16 protein-coding genes are annotated in these 19,409 nt (G+C 70.6%); 4 read left to right on the forward strand and 12 right to left on the reverse strand.

Annotated elements, in window-relative coordinates; translation table 11 throughout:
• Window position 1 precedes the first annotated feature (1 nt).
• The 5 genes from G515_RS0117520 to G515_RS0117540 all read right to left on the reverse strand — a co-directional run bounded on the left by G515_RS0117520 (window position 2) and on the right by G515_RS0117540 (window position 4,329).
• Window positions 2–922, reverse strand: coding sequence for an FAD-dependent oxidoreductase (locus G515_RS0117520; RefSeq protein ID WP_028661195.1), 921 nt, complete (start codon window positions 920–922; stop codon window positions 2–4).
• Window positions 923–969: 47 nt separating this feature from the next.
• Window positions 970–1,494 carry a ferritin gene (locus G515_RS0117525; RefSeq protein WP_028661196.1) on the reverse strand — a complete coding sequence of 175 codons (525 nt, stop codon included), beginning with the start codon at window positions 1,492–1,494 and terminating at the stop codon, window positions 970–972.
• Window positions 1,495–1,520: 26 nt separating this feature from the next.
• Window positions 1,521–1,709: a hypothetical protein gene (locus G515_RS23160; protein WP_084653689.1), complete on the reverse strand. Its 189-nt coding sequence runs from the start codon at window positions 1,707–1,709 to the stop codon at window positions 1,521–1,523.
• A 117-nt stretch (window positions 1,710–1,826) separates the two neighbouring features.
• The gene (locus G515_RS0117535; protein ID WP_028661198.1) at window positions 1,827–3,854 is read right to left on the reverse strand and encodes a protein meaA; all 2,028 of its coding nucleotides are present in this window, start codon (window positions 3,852–3,854) and stop codon (window positions 1,827–1,829) included.
• 172 nt (window positions 3,855–4,026) lie between these two features.
• The gene (locus tag G515_RS0117540; protein WP_028661199.1) at window positions 4,027–4,329 is read right to left on the reverse strand and encodes an STAS domain-containing protein; all 303 of its coding nucleotides are present in this window, start codon (window positions 4,327–4,329) and stop codon (window positions 4,027–4,029) included.
• A 382-nt stretch (window positions 4,330–4,711) separates the two neighbouring features.
• On the opposite strand from G515_RS0117540, the gene G515_RS0117545 reads away from it, so the two are divergent.
• Complete coding sequence (locus tag G515_RS0117545; RefSeq protein ID WP_028661200.1) at window positions 4,712–6,667, forward strand: CE1 family esterase; 1,956 nt, start codon at window positions 4,712–4,714, stop codon at window positions 6,665–6,667.
• 60 nt (window positions 6,668–6,727) lie between these two features.
• Here G515_RS0117545 and G515_RS0117550 read toward each other — a convergent pair whose 3' ends face one another.
• From G515_RS0117550 to G515_RS0117565, 4 genes are read right to left on the reverse strand one after another with little or no spacing between them, the layout of a single operon-like run.
• Window positions 6,728–7,549: a sugar phosphate isomerase/epimerase family protein gene (locus tag G515_RS0117550; protein ID WP_028661201.1), complete on the reverse strand. Its 822-nt coding sequence runs from the start codon at window positions 7,547–7,549 to the stop codon at window positions 6,728–6,730.
• Window positions 7,546–9,285 carry an FAD-dependent oxidoreductase gene (locus G515_RS22165; RefSeq protein ID WP_051218532.1) on the reverse strand — a complete coding sequence of 580 codons (1,740 nt, stop codon included), beginning with the start codon at window positions 9,283–9,285 and terminating at the stop codon, window positions 7,546–7,548. The genes G515_RS0117550 and G515_RS22165 overlap by 4 nt, the downstream gene beginning before the upstream one ends.
• The gene (locus G515_RS0117560) at window positions 9,282–10,661 is read right to left on the reverse strand and encodes an MFS transporter (protein WP_051218533.1); all 1,380 of its coding nucleotides are present in this window, start codon (window positions 10,659–10,661) and stop codon (window positions 9,282–9,284) included. Before G515_RS0117560 ends, G515_RS22165 begins: the two co-directional genes overlap by 4 nt.
• Before the next feature lie 12 nt (window positions 10,662–10,673).
• A complete protein-coding gene (locus tag G515_RS0117565; protein ID WP_028661203.1) occupies window positions 10,674–11,741 on the reverse strand; it encodes a Gfo/Idh/MocA family protein in 1,068 nt (355 codons plus the stop codon).
• Window positions 11,742–11,910: 169 nt separating this feature from the next.
• Here G515_RS0117565 and G515_RS0117570 point away from each other — a divergent pair, with 169 nt between their 5' ends.
• The 3 genes from G515_RS0117570 (at window position 11,911) to G515_RS0117580 (ending at window position 16,708) form a co-directional block, all read left to right on the forward strand.
• A complete protein-coding gene (locus G515_RS0117570) occupies window positions 11,911–12,711 on the forward strand; it encodes an IclR family transcriptional regulator (protein WP_211221071.1) in 801 nt (266 codons plus the stop codon).
• 148 nt (window positions 12,712–12,859) lie between these two features.
• Entirely contained in the window at window positions 12,860–13,435 is a 576-nt protein-coding gene (locus G515_RS0117575; RefSeq protein ID WP_028661205.1) for a cob(I)yrinic acid a,c-diamide adenosyltransferase, read from the forward strand.
• Window positions 13,436–13,525: 90 nt separating this feature from the next.
• Window positions 13,526–16,708: a DEAD/DEAH box helicase gene (locus G515_RS0117580; RefSeq protein WP_028661206.1), complete on the forward strand. Its 3,183-nt coding sequence runs from the start codon at window positions 13,526–13,528 to the stop codon at window positions 16,706–16,708.
• 185 nt (window positions 16,709–16,893) lie between these two features.
• Here G515_RS0117580 and G515_RS0117585 read toward each other — a convergent pair whose 3' ends face one another.
• The 3 genes from G515_RS0117585 to atpD all read right to left on the reverse strand — a co-directional run bounded on the left by G515_RS0117585 (window position 16,894) and on the right by atpD (window position 19,403).
• Entirely contained in the window at window positions 16,894–17,346 is a 453-nt protein-coding gene (locus tag G515_RS0117585; protein ID WP_028661207.1) for a DUF2550 domain-containing protein, read from the reverse strand.
• 192 nt (window positions 17,347–17,538) lie between these two features.
• A complete protein-coding gene (locus tag G515_RS0117590) occupies window positions 17,539–17,946 on the reverse strand; it encodes a F0F1 ATP synthase subunit epsilon (protein WP_028661208.1) in 408 nt (135 codons plus the stop codon).
• A 2-nt stretch (window positions 17,947–17,948) separates the two neighbouring features.
• On the reverse strand, window positions 17,949–19,403 hold the full coding sequence (gene atpD, locus G515_RS0117595) for a F0F1 ATP synthase subunit beta (protein WP_028661209.1): 1,455 nt from the start codon (window positions 19,401–19,403) through the stop codon (window positions 17,949–17,951).
• Window positions 19,404–19,409 lie beyond the last annotated feature (6 nt).

The raw sequence follows: 19,409 nt of genomic DNA on the forward strand, positions 1-19,409 counted from the left end.
CTCAGCCGACCAAGGCGACGACGTCCTCCGCACAGCCCCAGCTCAGGGTGACGCCGGCGCCACCTTGGCCGTAGCAATGCACGACGTCCCCCTCGCGCTCGACCCGCACCGCCGGGCGGGCCGGTCGAAGCCCCACCCGGTGCTGGAGCACCTTCGCCCCGGCGAGTTCGGGCACCAGCGCGGTAGCGCGCGCCAGGATCGCATCCGCCGTGGCCGGGTCGGGGGTGCGGCTCCACTCGCCACGCTGTTCGGTGCCGCCCACCACGATGTCGCGCGAGCGCGGGACGATGTAGGTCGGTTCATCGGTGGAGTCGTCGAGCCACCAACGGTCGAGCCCGAACTGTGCGACCCGCAGCACCTGGCCGCGGACCGGCTCCACGGTGAGGTCACCGGCGAAGTGCCGGGCGGCCAGGCCGGTGCAGTTGACCACCACGTCGGCCCGGCCCGCACCCGTCTCCGGAAGTGCCGAGAGGGTGTGCCGGGTGATGGTGCCGCCGAGTGAGTCCAGACGCGCCGCCAGCCAGTCGAGGTAGACCGGCATCTCGATCACGGGGACGGTGAGCGTCCAGCCGTCGGCGTACCCGGGTGGCAGCGCCGTCTCCCGGTCGAGGCCGGGGACCGCACTTCCCCACCACGGCCGCTCGGTGCGTTCGCGGAAGACCTCGGTGCCGGTCCGCATCTCCACCCCGGTGCCGGCCTTCGTGGCGAGGTCGGCGAAGACCTCGAAGGACCGGGCCGACCAGGTCGTCACTCGATCCCGGGGCAGCGCGAGGTAGGGATACCAGATCGCGGCGGCCACCGCCGAGGTCGTCTCCCTCGGAAGGTCCCGGGCGAGTACGTCGACCCGGTGCCCGGCCTCGGCCAGGCGGACGGCTGCGCTCAGGCCGACCACGCCCGCGCCCACCACGATGACCCTGCTCATGGAGCTCACCGGGCGAGTCTGTCAGGCGACGACGCAGCCGTCAGCGCCTACGCGCCCGCGATCGGCGGCGCGGTGGGGTCGCTGTCGCCCTTGGTGGCCTCACGGGCGACGAACTCCTCGATCTGCTCGAGGTCGTCCCGGTTGCGGGTGACGACGGCGAGGAGATCCCCCATCGTGGCGACCTCCTCGACCTGCTCGCGGATGAACCAGCCCATGAACTGCTCGGAGGCGAAGTCGATCTCCTCGCGGGCGATCCGGTACAGCTCGTTGATCTGGTCGGTGACCCGCTTCTCCTGCTCGAGCGCGAGCGCCACCGGAGCGACGACGTCCTCGAAGCTGTTGACCACCGCGGGGACGGCCGGGAACTCGACCTTCGCGTCGGTGTCGAGGAGGTACTGCACCATCATCAGCGCGTGGTCGCGCTCCTCGCCCGCCTGACGGTAGAAGAATGCCGCCATCTGGGGCAGCGTCAGATCGTCGTAGTAGACCGCACAGGCGAGGTACTGGTTGTGCGCGGCCAGTTCGTTGCCGATCTGGACGTTGAGCTGTTCGACGAAACGATCGGCAACCACACTGGTCTCCTCATCATGGGTCGGGGTCAGGCGGCCTTGGCGAGCCGCTTCTTGGTGACCTTACGCCCGTCCACGCTCACCAGCTTGCGCTTCTTGACCGTGTACCCCTCGGGCAACGTGCCTTCCTTGAGCATGCGCAGCGGGCAACGAGAGCACTTCGACTTGGAGACGCAGCACTCCATCTTCGGCAGCTTGTTCTTGCTCTTCTTACCCACGCGCAGAAAGTAGCACGAACAGGTAAGCCTCACCTACGTGAGGCGCACCACGTGGATGGCGCGCCGCCTGCGCACCCGGATGGTGCCGCGGGGCGGGTGGGGATCGGTGGATCCGGGTCAGTCGGCCAGCCCGTTGGCCGATCGGATCACGTCGACGAAGCCGCCCATGATCTCGGTCAGCCCGAAGTCCTTCGGGGTGTAGACCGCCGCCACCCCCAGCTCGCGCAGGGCCGCGCCGTCGGAGTCGGGGATGATCCCGCCCACGATCACGGGGACCTCGGCCATCCCCGCCTCCTTGAGCCCGCCCAGGACGGCAGGCACCAACTCCATGTGCGACCCGGAGAGGATCGAGAGGCCGACCAGGTGGACGTCCTCGGCGACCGCCGCCGCAACGATCTGCTCGGGCGTCAGACGGATGCCCTGGTAGATGACCTCGAAGCCGGCGTCACGCGCCCGGACCGCGATCTGCTCGGCGCCGTTCGAGTGTCCGTCCAGACCGGGCTTGCCGATCAGGACGCGCAGCCGACCGCCGATCTCCTCACCGGTGCCGCGCACCCGCTCCCGTACGGCGGCCAGCTCCGCACCGGCTTCGGCGACACCGACCGCGCCGGCGACCCCGGTGGGGGCGCGGAACTCCCCGAACACGCCCCGCAGCGTCTGAGCCCACTCCCCTGTCGTGGCTCCCGCCCGGACCGCGGCCAGGGTCGCCGACATCAGGTTGTCCTCGGACTTCGCGGCCGCCGCGAGCGCGGCGAGCGCCTGTGCCACGGCGGAGTCGTCACGGTGCGCCTTCCACGCCCGCACCGACTCCTGCGCGGACCGCTCCGCGGCCGGATCGGCGGTCTGGATGGCCGCATCCAGGTCGGCGGTGAGCGGTGAGGGCTCGGTTGTCTCGAACCTGTTGACGCCCACGATCACCTCACTGCCGGCCTCGATGGCGGCGCGCCGCCGGGCGTGCGAGGAGACCAGTTCCTGCTTCATGTAGCCCGAGTCGACCGCGGCGATCGCTCCCCCCATCGCCTGGATCCGGTCGATCTCGGCCTTGGCGCCCTCGACCAGCTCGCCGACCTTCGCCTCGACCACCGGCGACCCGTCGAACAGATCGCCGTACTCGAGCAGATCCGACTCGAAGGCCAACACCTGCTGGAGGCGCAGTGACCACTGCTGGTCCCAGGGTCGGGGCAGCCCCAGCGCCTCGTTCCAGGCGGGCAGCTGGACCGCGCGGGCGCGGGCGTTCTTGGAGAGGGTGACCGCCAGCATCTCGAGCACGATCCGCTGGACGTTGTTCTCCGGCTGGGCCTCGGTCAGCCCGAGGCTGTTGACCTGGACGCCGTACCGGAACCGGCGCATCTTGGGGTCCTGGACGGCGTACCGCTCCCGGGTGATCTGGTCCCAGAGCTCGACGAAGGCGCGCATCTTGCACATCTCCTCGACGAACCGGACCCCGGCGTTGACGAAGAAGGAGATCCTGCCGACGACCTTCTCGAAGTCGGCCTCGTCGACCTGGCCCGAGGCCTTCACCGCATCGAGCACGGCGATCGCGGTGCTCATCGCGAAGGCGATCTCCTGAACCGGGGTGGCCCCCGCCTCCTGGAGGTGGTAGCTGCAGATGTTGATCGGGTTCCACTTGGGCACCTGGTGGACCGTGTACGCGATCGTGTCGCTGATCAGGCGCAGGGAGTGCTCGGGCGGGAACACGTAGGTGCCCCGGGAGAGGTACTCCTTGATGATGTCGTTCTGGGTGGTGCCGGCCAGTTGCGCGGCGACCTCCTCCGGCGACAGGTCGGGGTTCTGCTCCTCGGCGACGACCTGGTACATCGCCAGCATCCACATCGCGGTGGCGTTGATCGTCATCGAGGTGTTCATCCCGGTGAGCGGGATCTGCTCGAACAGCTTGCGCATCTCCCCGAGATGCGGCACGGGTACGCCGACCTTGCCGACCTCACCGCGCGCCAGCGGCGAATCGGGGTCGTACCCGGTCTGGGTGGGCAGGTCGAACGCGACCGACAGGCCGGTCTGTCCCTTCGCGAGGTTGCTGCGGTAGAGCGCGTTGGAGGCCTCGGCGGTGGAGTGCCCTGCGTAGGTGCGCATCACCCAGGGGCGGTCCTTCGCCGGGGTGCGCGGCGCATCCGTCTGGTCGGTCATGGAGCCGACCCTAGGCCGAAGTTAACCCCTTGGTAACCGCCCTGGATGTGGAATATGTGACACCCGGCACCCTTGCGCCGGCGGACCCTGGCACACTCGGCCGACGCAACCGACATGCGTGGCCGGTGGTCTCCGGTCCCAGCCGGGACGGGGATCGGCGGGGAAGCGACGCTCAGGCGGTGGCCGCGTGCTCGACCTCGACCATCCGGCGCATCTTGGACAGGTGCAGCATCCGACGCACCGATGGCCCGCACCCGCGCAGGGTCAGGTGGTGGCCCGCTGAGGCGGCCCGCCGGGTCGCCACGGCGATCATCCTGATCGCGACCAGGTCGATGAGGGTGACCTCGGAGAGGTCGAGCACTGCGTCGTCGTAGCGGTCGAGCTGCGCGTAGATGGCGGCGCGCACCTCCCAGGTGCTGCGCGCGTCGAGCTCACCCCGCAGCGCCAGCGTGGAGCCGTCGGTGACGATGTCCATGTCAACTCCCCCCGGAGTAGAGCCCGGCGGCCGCGGCCGCCTTGTACCTCGTTGACCTGTCCTGCCACACACTATGACGCGCGTCACACCGATTCGGTTGCGTCTTGGTGCACGTTGATCTGTTCGTGTCGCACTGGCCACACCAGCCACACGAGATTCCAGGTGGTTCTGGCACTGCTTCTCGGGCCCTGCGCTCAGCACCCGCAGTGACGAGCGAGTGCGGCCTTCGACATGGCAACTGTGGCAATCGATTGACCCGCCTCGGCCGCCTCCCCGAGCATGCGGAGGAACCTGTGATGGCGATCACCCCGACCGACGGCTCCCGTGCGATCCACGGACGCGTCGGACATTCCCACGCACCTGTGACCAGGAAGGCTCTGCCATGCCCACCCTCGATCGCCGCGCCGTCGTGCGCGGTGCCGCGCTCTCGGCATTGGGCGCCGTCGTCGCCCGTGCCGCCCTCGACCCATCCTCCGCCGCCGCGGCGGCACCAGCCCGTTGGAGCACCCCACCTCCCGGTGGTGCCCGTCCGGGCGGCCCGCTCGGCGCTCCTCAGAGCCTGGACGGCCGGGCCCTGCCGGCGTTCGATCGGTCGCGCGCCAATCGGCTTCCCCGTGAGATGACCGGCTTCTGGACGCGTTCCTTCGAGCTCGCCGGCGGGTCTCGGACCGCGAAGGTCTACATCTCGCCCGAGACACCGATCCGCCAGTACTTCACCGTCCTGGCGGTACCCCCCGGGATCCCGACCGCCGAGTTCCTGGAGCGCAGCGGCTGGCGCGACGTGGCCGATGAGCGGGGCGAAGGACTCTTCGTCCTCGAACCGGGACCGGACGGCTGGCAGGACCCCGAGACCGAGGCGGAGTACGTCGCCGCCGCGATGACCTTCCACCAGGCCAACGGCTACTACTCGATCTTCGGCGAGCACTATCTGGTCGGGTACGACGCCGGTGCGGCTCCCCTGGAGCGCTGGGCGGGGACCTACCCGCTGCGGGTGATCAGCCAGGTCTACCTCGGATCGAGCGGCCTCGAGGCGGCCTACCTCAGCCAGCTCGGGGACCTCGAGTACGACGGCACCACCGAAGGCAGCTACACCCCCGTCCAGTTCCCCGAGGACTTCACGCTGATCCGGCGGGACGAGGTGGTGCTGCCGACGTGGTACATCGCACCCGCTCGTTCCGCCCGTGCGAGCATCGAGCACTGGGTGGCGGCCAACGATGCCGAGCGACGGGGACGGCCGGACCGGGCGCTCGGCTCGGTGCACTCCCAGCGGCGGGGCTCGCAGCGCTGGATGACCTCACACTCGGGCCCGATCTCGCAGGTCGCGGTGCAACCCCGCCGACTGCGGGCGACGAGCCCCTCGACAACCCGCCAGGTCCTGGCGTTCCTGACCTTCTACACCCGCTACGAGAACTTCTTCGCCTACGGCAATCAGCTGCTGCTGCGTCCCGACCTGGGCCGACTCGGCGTGGACATCGGCACCATGGCGGTGGCCGGCGAGGAGCGCGAGTTCTTGGTCTACGAACCCCGCTCCGCGCGCCGCATCTGGGGCTCGAGAGCTCCGGTGGTCTTCATCTGGCCCGGCAACACCCAGACCGATCGGGTCTTCTTCGACTCCGCCGCCTGGTGGCAGGTCGCGGACCGGGAGGGCTGCGTCCTGGTGGTCATCTGCGAGACCTACAGCGCTTCGGCGATCTCGGTCAGCCACCGCGACTCCGACCTGTTCTTCGGCCAGTTGCGCGATCACGTGCAGCGCCGCTACGGCGTCGACCCGAGCAGGTTCTACTCCACCGGTCAGTCCGCCGGCAGCTCGGTGACCCAGACGCTGGCGATCGCCAGGCCGGAGTACTTCGCCGCCGTCGCCTCGACCTCGTTCGCGGCGGCCCCGGACGAGACCGGACGCATCACCCTCGACGGCATGGCCCTCCCCGCCGCCGAACGGCCGATCCCGACCTACCAGATCTACGGCGCCGGAGACCTCGCCTTCCTCGAGGGCACGCTCTGGGACGACGTGGACAACCTGCTCGACGGCTGGGCGGCGTACCACCTCCGGATCAACGGCCTCACCCTCGAGGACGTCGATGTCGCCGACGGCGATCGCAGCGGTTGGCAGGACCGCTTCCGCACCTGGACCTGGGATGCCCCGGATTCCGGGGTGCCCGCGGTCAAGCTGACCCGTAACGAGTACCGCTCCCACAACAACATCCCGGAGGAGACGCCGATGCTGTGGGAGTTCCTCCGCCACTACCGGCACGAGGTCGACCGCGACGGGCGGGTACGCCGCTGGTACAGCCCCTCCGGCTTCCGTCGCCGTCGCGACGAGGTCGAGATCCCGGCCTGATCGGCCCTCGCCCAGAGGAGGCGCCCGGTCACGGCGCCCCCTCTCGGGGCGGAGCCGGGCTCAGGCCGCCTGGTGCTCCCCGCCCACGACCGCCCGGGCGGAGCGGGCCAGATGGGCCAGCCAGGCCTCGGTGCCCATCGCGCGGCGCTGGGGCTCGTTGGGCAGCTCGATGCTGATCGGGGTGTCCGTCGGGAGGCAGGCGTAGATCTCGGCGAGCCCGATGCCACCCTCACCCGGGGCGAGCCGATGCTCCCGGGCGTCCCGGATCAGTTCCGCGTCGCTCGGGGGTGCCGGAACCAGTCCGTCGCACAGTTGGGTGTAGTGGATCCAGTCGGCGGGGATCGCGCGGAGGTCGGCCAGGGTGGTGGCCGAGCGGGCGGCGTGCAGGGTGTCAACCAGCATGGACCGGGCCGGGCCGTCGGCCTGGCTGAGGACCGCCATCGCCGTTCGAGCGTCGGGGACGGCGGTCCAGGGCATGAACTCCAGGCTCGCCGCGAGTCCGTACGGCGCGCAGGCGGCCGCGAAGGAGGCGTAGCTGTCGCTGAGCCGGGTGAGGTCGCGGTCGTCGCCACCGATCAGCACGGCCCGGGCGCCGAGCTCGGCCGAGGCCTCCAGGAATCCGGCGTACCGGTCGACGTCGAAGTCGGCGTCGATCCGAACGATCTCGACGTCGAAGACCCGGACCGGGGAATCCGCCAGCCGAGCCTTGACCTCGCGCAGCCGGTCGGCGTCGGTGTGCAGCGGATAGGCGGTGGTGCCCGGGACGGCGGGCAGCAGCCGGAGGCCGACCGTGTCGTAGCCGCACTTCTCCGCGAGGGCGATCTGGTCCAGGGGAGGCGTATCGAGCACGGTCAGCGCCGCCAGGCCGAGCGGAGCGCTCATCGCGCGAGCTCCCCGGCCGAGACGGTCCGCGCAGTTGGGACCTGCTCGGCGAGCCGGCGGCCGGTGCGGTAGCCGAAGGTCATCGCCGGGCCGATGTTGATCCCGCCGGAGGGGTAGTGCCCACCCAGCACGTTGCTCTGGTCGACCCCGACCGCCGACAGGCCGGGCACCGGTCGGTTCTCGGCGTCCAGCACCCGCGAGTCGGCGTCGGTCAGCACCCCGGCGAAGGTGCCGAAGCTGCCCGGCACGACCTTGACGGCGTAGAACGGTCCCTGCTCGAGGGGCGCCAGGCTCGGGTTCGGCCAGGGGTTGTCCCCGTCCCCCGAGCCCTGGTTGAACGTGGTCCGGCCGCGACCGAACTCCGGGTCCTCACCTCGGCGGGCATGCAGGTTGAACTCGGCGATCGTCGCCTCGAGCCCGTCGGGGTCGATCCCGCACCGGTTCGCCAGGTCGCGCACGGTGTCGCCCTTCTTCAGGTATCCCGAGCGCAGATAGGGGTAGGTGGGCACCGGGAACGGCTTGGCCATCCCGAGCGGGAAGTACTTCAGGTAGGTACGGTCCGCGATCAGCCAGGAACACACCTCCTCGCCCTCCGGCGCCTCGGCGAGCATCGCCCGGGTGTAGTCGTGGTAGCCGTTGGCCTCGTTCACGAACCGCCGACCGGTCGAGAGCACCCCGATCACGCCGGGCTTGCCCCGGTCCAGGATGTGCGGGAACACGCCGGTCCGGCCGTTGGGGTAGGGCACCAGCGAGACGGGGCAGTACGCCGCCACCGAGGCCCCGGAACGGTCGAGCCGGCCACCGGCGGACTCGGCCAGCCGGAGCCCGTCGCCGGTCGTCGTACCCGCCGGCGGCAGCGTCCAGTGCTCCCGGCCCGTGGGCGTACGGGGGAAGAGCTCACGGCGGAGATCCTGGTCATGGCTGAACCCGCCCGTGGCGAGGACGACGCCCGTGGCGGCACGCACGGTATAGGCGTCCTGCGGCCCCTGCAGCCGTACGCCGTCGACCCGGCCGCCGTCACCGGTGACCAGTGCCACCGCGGCGGTGTTCACCCGGATCTCCACGCCGGCGTCGAGCGCGGAGCGCAGCAGACGCCCGATCAGGGCGGTGCCGTTGACCAGGCTCTGTCCCCGACGGTGCCTCACCAGGTCGAACAGGTGACGGGTCACACGGACCGCGCAGTGTAGGAACGCGCGCGGCGAGCGGGTGGCGTGCAGGAAGGACTGCAGGTCGGGGCCGGCCATGATCCCCATCCCCAGGAAGGAGGTCTCATACATCTGCCGGCGCAGCAGCCGAGCCACGTCGGGGCCCAGTGAGGTCAGCCGCACCGGCTTCGGTGCCACCTGCCGGTGGCCCTGCGCCGCGCCCGGAGTGTCGCCGTGGATGTCGGCGACGGCCGCACCCGGCACGAACCGGAGCGCGGTCTGCTCCTCGAAGAAATCCACCATCTCCGGCGCACCCCGCAGGTAGGCGTCGACCCGCTGTTCGTCGTACTCCTCCCCCAGGCGGTGTCGGAGATAGGTCTTCGGCTCCTCGATGCTCTCGTGTACGCCGGCCGCCCGGGCGAACCGGTGTCGCGGGGTCCACATCCAGCCACCCGACCAGGCGGTCGCCCCGCCGCAGGTCTCGGCCTTCTCCACCACGAGCACCCGAGCACCGCCGTGCGCCGCAGCGGTCGCCGCGGACAGGCCGCCGGCTCCCGACCCGATCACGACGACGTCGAAGGTCTCGCTCATACTCCCACTCCCTGGGGGACGCTGGTGTCGAGGCCGGCGCCGGGCTTCTCACCGAGTTCCGCCAGCGGGGTCCGGGAGGTCTCCCGGGAGGTCCAGGCACCGATCGCCGCCACCACGCAGAGCGCGAAGACGATGCCGCCGACCACGACCGGGACGGAGACGCCACTGCCCGGCCCGGCCACGAGGGAGTGCACGGTGGGCACGAACCCGGTGAGGGCGAAGCCGGCCTGGGAGGCGATCGCGACAGCGGTCACGCGGTTGCGGGTAGGGAACAGCTCCTGCCAGAAGGCTGGGAAGACGGCGTTGTAGCCCTGGTAGAGGATGCCCCACATCACCAGCGCGGTCAGCAGGGCGAGCACCGGGCGGCCGAGGCTGATGAAGTGCAGGTAGACGAACATCAGGGCACCCGCCCCGAGCGCGCCGGTCACGAAGACGGGACGTCGACCGAGCCGGTCCGAGAGGCCACCGACGTACGGGATCGCCGCCACGGCGACGACGTTGCCGAGCACGGGGATCCACAGGAACGTCGACTCGTCCAGCTCCAGGCCGTAGCCGGCCTGGGTGGCGTAGGCGGTCCCGAACACCGTGGTGGTGAGGGCCAGGCCGTTCATCGCGGTCATCAGGAACACCCGGAACAGGTCCGCCTTGTGGTGACGGAACACCTCGATGATCGGAGAGTCCGGCACCCGGTCGTGCTCGACCTCCTCCTTGAACGCCGGCGGCTCCTCGACGTTGCGTCGGATGAGGTACCCGGCCGCGACGACCACGGCGCTGAGCCAGAACGGGATCCGCCAGCCCCATCCTTCGAAGGCCGCGTCCGAGAGGACGCTGGTCAGCGGGATGAAGACGGCCGCGGCGATGATCTGGCCGGCCTGGGTGCCCTGCAGAGTGAAGCTGCAGAAGTAGCCGCGCCGCCCGTCGGGGGCGTGCTCGAGGATCATCGCGTTCGCGCCGGCCATCTCGCCGGCGACCGCGAAGCCCTGGATCAGGCGCAGGGTGACCAGCAGGATCGGGGCCCAGATCCCGATCGTGTGATAGCTGGGCAGGAAGCCGATCAGGGTCGTGCAACCGCCCATCATGATCATGCAGACCACGAGCAGGTTCTTCCGACCCCGCCGGTCGGCCCACCGGCCGAGCACGAAGGCGCCGATCGGACGGGCGACGTACCCGACCCCGAAGGTCGCGAGCGAGGCGACGATCGCCACCGTGGCGTTGCCCTCAGGGAAGAAGAGCTGCGGGAAGACCAGTGCCGCGGCGCTGGCGTAGATGAAGAAGTCGTAGTACTCCAGGGCGCTTCCCACCCAGCCGCTCGCGGCGGCCTTCCAGGGGGTGCGCGCTGGCGCGTCGGCGGTCGGGGAGGTCAGGTCGTGTGGCACGGGATTCTCCGATCAGCCGCGGGAGGGGGTGAGGGAACCGGTCTCGACGACGCCGCCGGTGCGCGCGGCCTCGGCGACGGCCCGGGTGACCCGGAGGGTCTCGGCGGCATCGCGGACGGTGGCGAGGGGGGGCTGCTCACCCCGGATGACGGCCAGGAAGTGCTCGAGCTGAGCGGCGAGCGGGTCGGCACGGTCGACGTGCGCGGTCGAGGTCTCGAAGGGTTCCCACCAGGACCGCTTGTCCCGGTCGGGGTAGGTACGCAGCCGCATGGTCGGCACGGCCAGGGACCCGTCGGTGCCGGCGAGCACGTAGCAGTTCTCCTCGGGATGGGTCGGGTAGTCGGGGTTCTCCCCCGAGGTCTGCTCCCAGCTCCGCTCGGAGGCGGCGGCGTCGGAGAGCAGGAAGGTCCCGAGCGCACCGTTGGCGAAGCGCAGCACGATCGCGGCGGTGTCCTCGACCGGGAACCCCCGGGTCGCGTTGGAGGTGCAGGCCTGCACGGACACGATGTCGCCGCACAGGAAGCGCAGATTGTCGATCTCGTGGATCAGGTTGATCAGCACCGGACCACCCCCCGCCTCCCGGCGCCACGGCGCGGCGTCGAAGTAGTCGTCGGGCTTGTAGAAGATCGCGCTCCCCTGCACCGCGACCAGTCGGCCGAGCGCACCCTCCTCGACCAGCTCCCTGGCTCGACCGAGGATCGGGCTGTGCCGGCGGTGGTGACCGACCAGCAGCGGTACGCCGGCGGCCTCGGCCGCCTCGGCGAGCGCGAGTGCCTCGGAGAACTCCTCGGCCACTGGCTTCTCGATCAGGGCCGGTACGCCGGCCGCGACGCACTCGGTCGCCCCCGGGACGTGCAGGCGGTTGGGCGTGGCCAGGATGACGGCATCCGGGCGACCCGCGGCGAAGAGTTCGCCCAGGGTCTGGAACCGGGGCACCCCGGCCCCGGCTGCGATCTCCACCGCGCTCGGCGCCGGATCGACCACCGCCGCCAGCTCACAGCGGGGGTTGGCTGCGATCAGCTCGATATGCCTGCGCCCGATCAGTCCCGCGCCTGCCACGGCGATGCGGAGAGACGTCATGTCTCGGCCCTTCCCATTCGATCCATGGCGCACCCGTGGGTCCGCCGGGACTCCCACATCGTGAGAGCCACTCTTTCATCCCAGGAAGTTTGATCGGCGTCACACCGCAATGTCAATCGGGGACTCTCATGTGATGACACCCTCTCCCATCATATGGGAGAGTGACCGCGTGATTGAGACGCAGGACACGTCCACCCCGGGCGCGCGCCGGGGTGGGCCCAAGACGGACATGGTCGGTAAGGCCCTCCACATGCTGACCGCACTGGGCGAGTTCCCCGGGGGCGCGAGCGCCAGCCAGTTGGCCCGCTCGACGGGTCACCCGCTCAGCACCGCCCATCGCCTGCTCCAGTCCCTGGTGCGCGATGCCTTCGCCGAGTTCGATCCGGAGACCCGGCGCTATCGCCTCGGCCTGCGGATCTTCCAGCTCGGCCAGCAGACGTCGTACGCACAGGGCTTCGCGGGCTCGGCCCAGCCCGTGATCCGCAGGGTCACCGAGGCCACCGCCGAGGCCACCGTGGTGGCGATCCTGGACGGTGCCCGGCAGATGACGGTGGCGAAGGTGGACGGCCCGCCGCCGTTCCGGGTCACCAGCGACCCGGGCAGCCACGGGGCTCTCCACTCCACCGCCATCGGCAAGGCCCTGGTGGCGTTCGCCGCGAAGGACTCCGAGGCCCTCATCGAGGAGCTCGACCTGGTCCGCTTCACCGACCGGACCATCACCGACCGCGCTGCGCTCCGTCGGGAGATCGAGCGGGTGCGCGAACTGGGCTACGCCACCCAGGACGAGGAGAACGAGGACGGCATGCGCGCGCTCGCGGTGCCCGTCCGGAGCGGGAGTGGGGTCGCCGTCGCCGCGCTCGGCGTGGCCGCTCCCGCCTTCCGTGTCTCGATGGAGGGTCTGATCGCCCACCTCGACCTGTTCCGCGCCGCCGCCGACGAACTGGGCAGCCGGCTCCCCCTGCGCGCTTGAGAGTGGTGACCAGGTCCGGCGATCGCGAACGACGTGCGGTTGCCGGTGCGATGACGGGGCGTCGCCCGAGCGGCGGCATGCAGCCGGCACGCATGCCTGGCGGCGGTCAGCCGATCCTCAGCATGACCCAGGCCCTAGGCTCGGCGTCATGGTCAACCTCACCCGCATCTACACCCGCACCGGCGACGCCGGGAGGACCCGCCTCGCCGACCTGAGCGAGACCAGCAAGAACGATCTGCGCCTGCACGCGTACGCCGACGCCGATGAGGCCAACGCCTCCCTCGGCGTGGCGCTCGCGTGCGGCGACCTGGAGCCGGACGTCGTCCAGGTGCTGACCCGGGTGCAGAACGACCTGTTCGACGTCGGCGCCGACCTCGGCACGCCGGTGGTGCCCGACCCGAAGTACCCGCCGCTGCGGGTGGAGCAGTCCTACATCGACCGGCTCGAGGGCTGGTGCGACAGCTACAACGAGCAGTTGGAGCCGCTGCGGTCCTTCATCCTCAACGGTGGTACGCCGGGCGCGGCGTACCTCCACGTCGCCCGTACCGTGGTGCGTCGCGCGGAGCGGGCCGGCTGGGCGGCCTACGAGGAGCACGGCGAGACCATGAACCCCCTCGCCATCACCTACCTCAACCGCCTCTCCGACCTGCTGTTCATCCTGGCCAGGCACGCCAACCGCGAGCGGGGCGACGTCTTGTGGGTGCCCGGCGGCGAGCGCGACTGACCCACTTCCACCGATGCCGGACCACCCCGGCCCGTCGAGGTCCCTCGCGACTTCGGGGATCGGGCCGGGTGCTGAGAGCATGGGATCACCATGAACCTGCTGGGCACCCTCACCGACTCCAATCTGGAGGAGGTCTTCGACGCCGGCTCCCTGAGCCGGGGTCGGGAGTACGCCGCAGACGACCGGGTCTTCGACCCGCACATCACGGTGCTGACCAAGACCTCGTTGATCGCGACCGCGATCGTGATGGGCGGCGCGACCACGCCGTACTCCGTCAAGCTGACCCTGGACGCCTCCGGTCCCGACCTGTGGGTGGACACCACCTGCAGCTGCCCGGTGGGCGAACTGTGCAAGCACGGCGCCGCGCTGGCGCTGACCATCCGGGTGGGGTACGTCCGCCCCGAGCAGGAGGACGACGCCTGGCAGTCCTCCCTCTCCTCCCTGGTCCAGGAACTGGCCGAGCAGGTCGCACCTGCGCCGGACACCGTGCCGGTGGCCTTGGAGTTCTCGGTGCAGAGCGGGCGGCCGACCGGGCGCTCCGGCTCCGCCGGCGACCCGCAGGTGCGGATGCGCCCGCTGCGCCAGGGCAGCCAGGGCCGCTGGGTCAAGAGCGGTGTGGAATGGCGTGAGGTCAACACCACGACCGCCCAGCGCGGACACCATCCCGGACCCCAACTGGCGGCGCTCCGCCGGCTGCAGCGCAGCCTGCGGGCATCGCCGTATTCGCTGCAGGGATCGCCCGCGCCGGTGCTGCACGACTTCGGCGACCGCGTCTTCGAGCAGATCCTCGAGGCCAAGGACGCCGGCGTCGAACTGCTCCCCGCCTCACCGCTGCGCGCGGTCGAACTCCACGAGCAGCCGATCCCCTTCGTCGCCGACGTCCGCGCCGACGAGCGCGGCACCCACCTGGTCGCCGGCGTCGAGTACGCCGGCCGGCTGTGGTCCGGCGAGGACCTGATCCCCATCGGTCACCCCGCCCACATGCTGGGCCTGGTGGACGAGGCCGTGCTGGTGCTCGTCCGTCCCGAGCGGCCGCTGCCCACCGCGGCGCTGCGGCTGCTCGCCCAGGGAACCCTGACGGTGCCGCCCCACCAGCGTGACGCCCTGGCCGACCTGCTGGCGCCGCTCGCCCGGCTGGTCCCGGTGCGCTCCCCCGACGAGTCGGTGGAGATCCCCACCGCTCCGCCGCCACGGCTGGTGGTCACCGTGACCTGGCGTGGCGCCACCCACGCCGACCTCCGGTGGGAGTGGGCCTACGCCGAGCGCCGGTACCGCTACGGATCCGCCGACGAGCTCGGTCTGCTGCGCGACCCCACCGCGGAGAAGGAGATCAGCTCGATGCTGCCGGCCGGTCTCCCCGGCCTCGGCCGGGTCGAGGGCGAGGCGGCGCTACAGCTCGCCCTGACCGGCGTACCCGCCCTGCGTGAGGTCGAGGGCGTCGACGTGATCGAGGAGCAGCGCCCGCCGTTCCGCGAGGCCGTCGAGGACCCGGAGATCTCCTTCGAACTGCTCGACGGCCCCGATGGTCCGGGCGGCAGCGGCACCGACTGGCTCGACCTCACCGTCAGCATCACCGTCGACGGCGAGAGCGTGCCGCTCAGCGACGTCCTCGGCGCGCTGACCGCGGGCGCCGACCACCTGGTGCTGCCCAGCGGCCTCTACCTGCGCACCGACCGTCCCGAACTCGCCCAGCTGCGCGACGTCGTCCAGGCCGCTGCCCAGCTGCGGACCAGCGAGGACGGCACGCTCTCGGTGGGCACCCACGATCTCGGGGTGTGGGCTCAGCTGGACGATCTCGGCGTCGTCGCCAGCCAGGCGGCCGAGTGGGTCGCGCGAGCCCGCGCGCTGCGCGATCTCACCGATATCCCGCGGCCCGCTCCCACCGGGGTCGCCACCGAACTCCGGCACTACCAGCTCGACGGGTTCCACTGGCTGGCCTTCCTCTGGCAGCACGGCCTGGGCGGGATCCTGGCCGACGACATGGGCCTGGGCAAGACCCTCCAGGTGCTCTCCCTGATGAGCCACGCCACGGCCCAGGGGTCCGAGCGACCGTTCCTGGTGGTGGCGCCCACCAGCGTCGTCTCAGCATGGGCCTCCGAGGCCGCCCGGCACACTCCCGGGCTCCGGGTCGCCACGGTGACCAGTCGCGCCGACGACATCGCCGCCCTCGCCGGTGACGCCGACGTCGTGCTCACCACCTACACCCTGCTCCGCCTCGGCCAGGACTCCTACGCCGGCCTCCGCTGGGCCGGACTGGTCCTCGACGAGGCGCACCACGTCAAGAACCACCAGTCCAAGACGTACGCCGCCGCTCGGCTCATCGACGCCTCCTTCCGGCTGGCGGTCACCGGCACCCCGTTCGAGAACCGGCTGATGGAGCTGTGGTCACTGCTATCGGTGACCGCGCCGGGCCTGTACCCCACTCCGCGCTCCTTCACCGAGCACGTAGTCAAGCCGGTCGAGAAGGGCGGGGACTCCACGGCGCTGACCGCCTTCCAACGTCGCATCCGCCCCTTCCTGCTGCGTCGCACCAAGGAACTGGTGGCCGCCGACCTGCCCCCGAAGCAGGAGCAGGTGCTGCCCGTCGTCCTCTCCCCCGCCCATCGCAAGGTGTACGACGCCCACCTGGCCCGCGAGCGACAGCGGATCCTCGGTCTGGTCGACGACTTCGACCGCAACCGGGTCGCGATCCTCAGTGCGCTCACCAAGCTGCGGCAACTCTCCCTCGACCCCGCGCTGGTCGACGACGCCCACGAGGGCGTCGGCTCGGCCAAGGTCGACCTGCTCGTGGAACACCTCCAGGAGATCACCGCCGAGGGGCACCGCGCCCTGGTCTTCAGCCAGTTCACGTCCTTCCTGGGCCGGGTCTCGGACCGACTGGAGGCGGAGGGGATCGGGGCGGCGTACCTCGACGGCCGTACCCGTGACCGCGGCTCGGTGATCTCCGCCTTCCGCGACGGCGACGTGCCGGTCTTCCTGATCTCCCTCAAGGCCGGTGGCGTCGGGCTCACCCTGACCGAGGCCGACTACGTCTTCGTGCTCGATCCCTGGTGGAACCCCGCCGCCGAGGCCCAGGCCGTCGACCGTGCGCACCGGATCGGGCAGGAACGCCACGTACACGTCTACCGGATGATCTCCTCCGAGACGATCGAGGAGAAGGTCATGGAGCTGAAGGAGCGCAAGGCCGAGCTCTTCGCCCAGGTGGTCGACGGCGAGGGCGCCCTGGGCGCGACCATCGACGCCGACGACATCCGGGGCCTGTTCGAGGGCTGAGCGCCTCCCCGGGTCCTCGGGCCCGATCTGCTCGCCCCGGTCGGTGACCTGCATCGGGGTGGGCCGGCGTGGGCGCGTCCCGGTCGACCGGGGACGTCGTGCCCGCACTCGGTGATGCAGCGCCCCGGGTCCGCCGGCGATCGGATGCGGGTGGTGCGGCCCCGGCTCACGCCTGTCCGGCGTGATCACCGACGGCGACGGTCCCAGTCGGTGCCGGGCGGGCGGGCCTCGAGCCAGGCCTGGAAGCCGGTGAGGGTCGCGGGGGCCATCGCCAACTCGACCAGTGAGCCATCACCGGTGCGGCACACCACGACGACGTGCTCGGGGTACAGGGACACCTGCTCCGGGCCCTCGGCGACCCGACTCGAGACGAAGACCAGGCCGGAGCGGGACCAGACCCGCTTCGGGCGTGGGGACAGGGTGAAGACGCGGAACCACTCCAGCGTCTCTCCCGAGTAGCGCCCCACCCCCAGGAACCAGCCGTGCCCGGGCCGAGTCGCCCGCACGCGATGACTGAGCTCGAAGGTGCCCCCGTGGCGGGCGATGATCCGACGACGCACCATCAGTGCGGCGCCGTAGGCGAGGACGAGAACGAGCAGCAGGACAGCCACATCGAGCAACCAGTCCCAGACCGTCATTCCCTGTCGTTCCCTCTTCCTGGTTCGAACTCACCCGCGTGACTCGCTGGGGTGCCGGAAGAAGCATAGTGGCACGCCCTTCAGGACCCGCGGCGGCGTCGGCGTACGCGGCACACCACCCGGGAGTGAGAACAGGGCCGCCGTGCGAGGGGAACTCCCCCGGCACGGCGGCCCCGGTCATGCTGTGCAGCCTCAGGCGTGCTTGTACTTCTCCACGGCCCGGATCTGGGCCTCGGCCCGGCGGATCCGGAGGTGCGCGTCGTCGTCCTCACCGAGCCGGACCTTGGCGTTCTCCAGCTCGACGTAGGCCTGCTCGACGTTGATCTCCTCGGCGAGCAGCACCTCCTCGGAGAGCAACGACACCCGGTTCTCGGCCACCGAGAGGAAGCCGCCGTCGGCGGTGGCGATGACGACCGGCCCCTCGGAGGGGCTGATCTCGATGACCGCCTCGGCGAGCAGCGAGAGCATCGGCGCGTGATTGGGCAGGATGCCGACGTCGCCCTCGATCGTACGGGCGACGACGACCTCCGCCTCCCCCGACCAGACCAGCCGGTCGGCGGCGACGAGCTCCACGTGGAGCGTGTCGGTAGAGGTCGCCATGATCAGAGGTTCTTCTGGATCTCGGCCCAGTTGCGCTCGACGTCGTCGAGGCCACCGCACATGAAGAACGCCTGCTCGGCCACGTGGTCGAACTCGCCGTCGCAGATCTTGTTGAACGCCTCGATGGTGTCGGCCAGCGGCACCGTCGAGCCCTCGACGCCGGTGAACTGCTTGGCGACGTAGGTGTTCTGCGAGAGGAACCGGGAGATCCGGCGCGCCCGCGAGACGATGACCTTGTCCTCCTCGGACAGCTCGTCGACACCGAGGATGGCGATGATGTCCTGGAGTTCCTTGTTGCGCTGCAGGATCTGCTTGACCCGGATGGAGCAGTCGTAGTGCTCGCGACCGATGTACTGCGGGTCGAGGATCCGCGAGGTCGAGGTCAGCGGGTCCACGGCCGGGTAGATACCCAGCGACGCGATCTCACGCGAGAGCTCGGTGGTCGCGTCGAGGTGCGCGAAGGTGGTCGCCGGCGCCGGGTCGGTGTAGTCGTCGGCCGGCACGTAGATCGCCTGCATCGAGGTGATCGAGTGACCACGGGTCGAGGTGATCCGCTCCTGCAGCACACCCATCTCGTCGGCCAGGTTGGGCTGGTAGCCCACCGCGGAGGGCATCCGGCCCAGCAGGGTGGAGACCTCCGAGCCGGCCTGGGTGAACCGGAAGATGTTGTCGATGAACAGCAGCACGTCCTGCTTCTGGACGTCACGGAAGTACTCCGCCATGGTCAGCGCGGAGAGCGCGACGCGCAGACGCGTGCCCGGCGGCTCGTCCATCTGACCGAAGACGAGAGCGGTCTGACCGAGCACGCCGGCCTCGCCCATCTCGACGATCAGGTCGTTGCCCTCACGGGTGCGCTCGCCGACGCCGGCGAACACGGAGACACCACCGTGGTTCTTCGCGACTCGGGCGATCATCTCCTGGATGAGCACGGTCTTGCCCACGCCGGCGCCGCCGAACAGGCCGATCTTGCCGCCCTGGACGTACGGGGTCAGCAGGTCGATGACCTTGATGCCGGTCTCGAACATCTGGGTCTTCGACTCCAGCTGGTCGAAGGCCGGGGCCTTGCGGTGGATGCCCCAACGCTCGTTGACCTCGAGGGTCTCGCCCTCGGGGAGGTCGAGGACGTCGCCGGTCGCGTTGAACACGTGGCCGAGGATGCCGTCGCCCACCGGCACCTGGATCGGATTGCCGGTGTCACGCACCAGCGCACCGCGGACCAGGCCGTCGGTCGGCTTCAGCGAGATCGCGCGGACCATGCCGTCGCCGATGTGCTGGGCGACCTCCAGGGGCAGCGACACGGTCTCATCCGCGAGGGTGATGTCCGTCTCGAGCTTGTTGTAGATCTCCGGCATGGCGTCGACAGGGAACTCCACGTCGACGACCGGGCCGATGACCCGGGCGATGCGACCGGTGCCGGCGGCCCCGGTGCCCTGGGTCTCTTCAACCGTTGCAGTCATGTCTTG

It is taken from the genome of Nocardioides insulae DSM 17944 (assembly GCF_000422825.1).
GTDB lineage: Bacteria > Actinomycetota > Actinomycetes > Propionibacteriales > Nocardioidaceae > Nocardioides > Nocardioides insulae.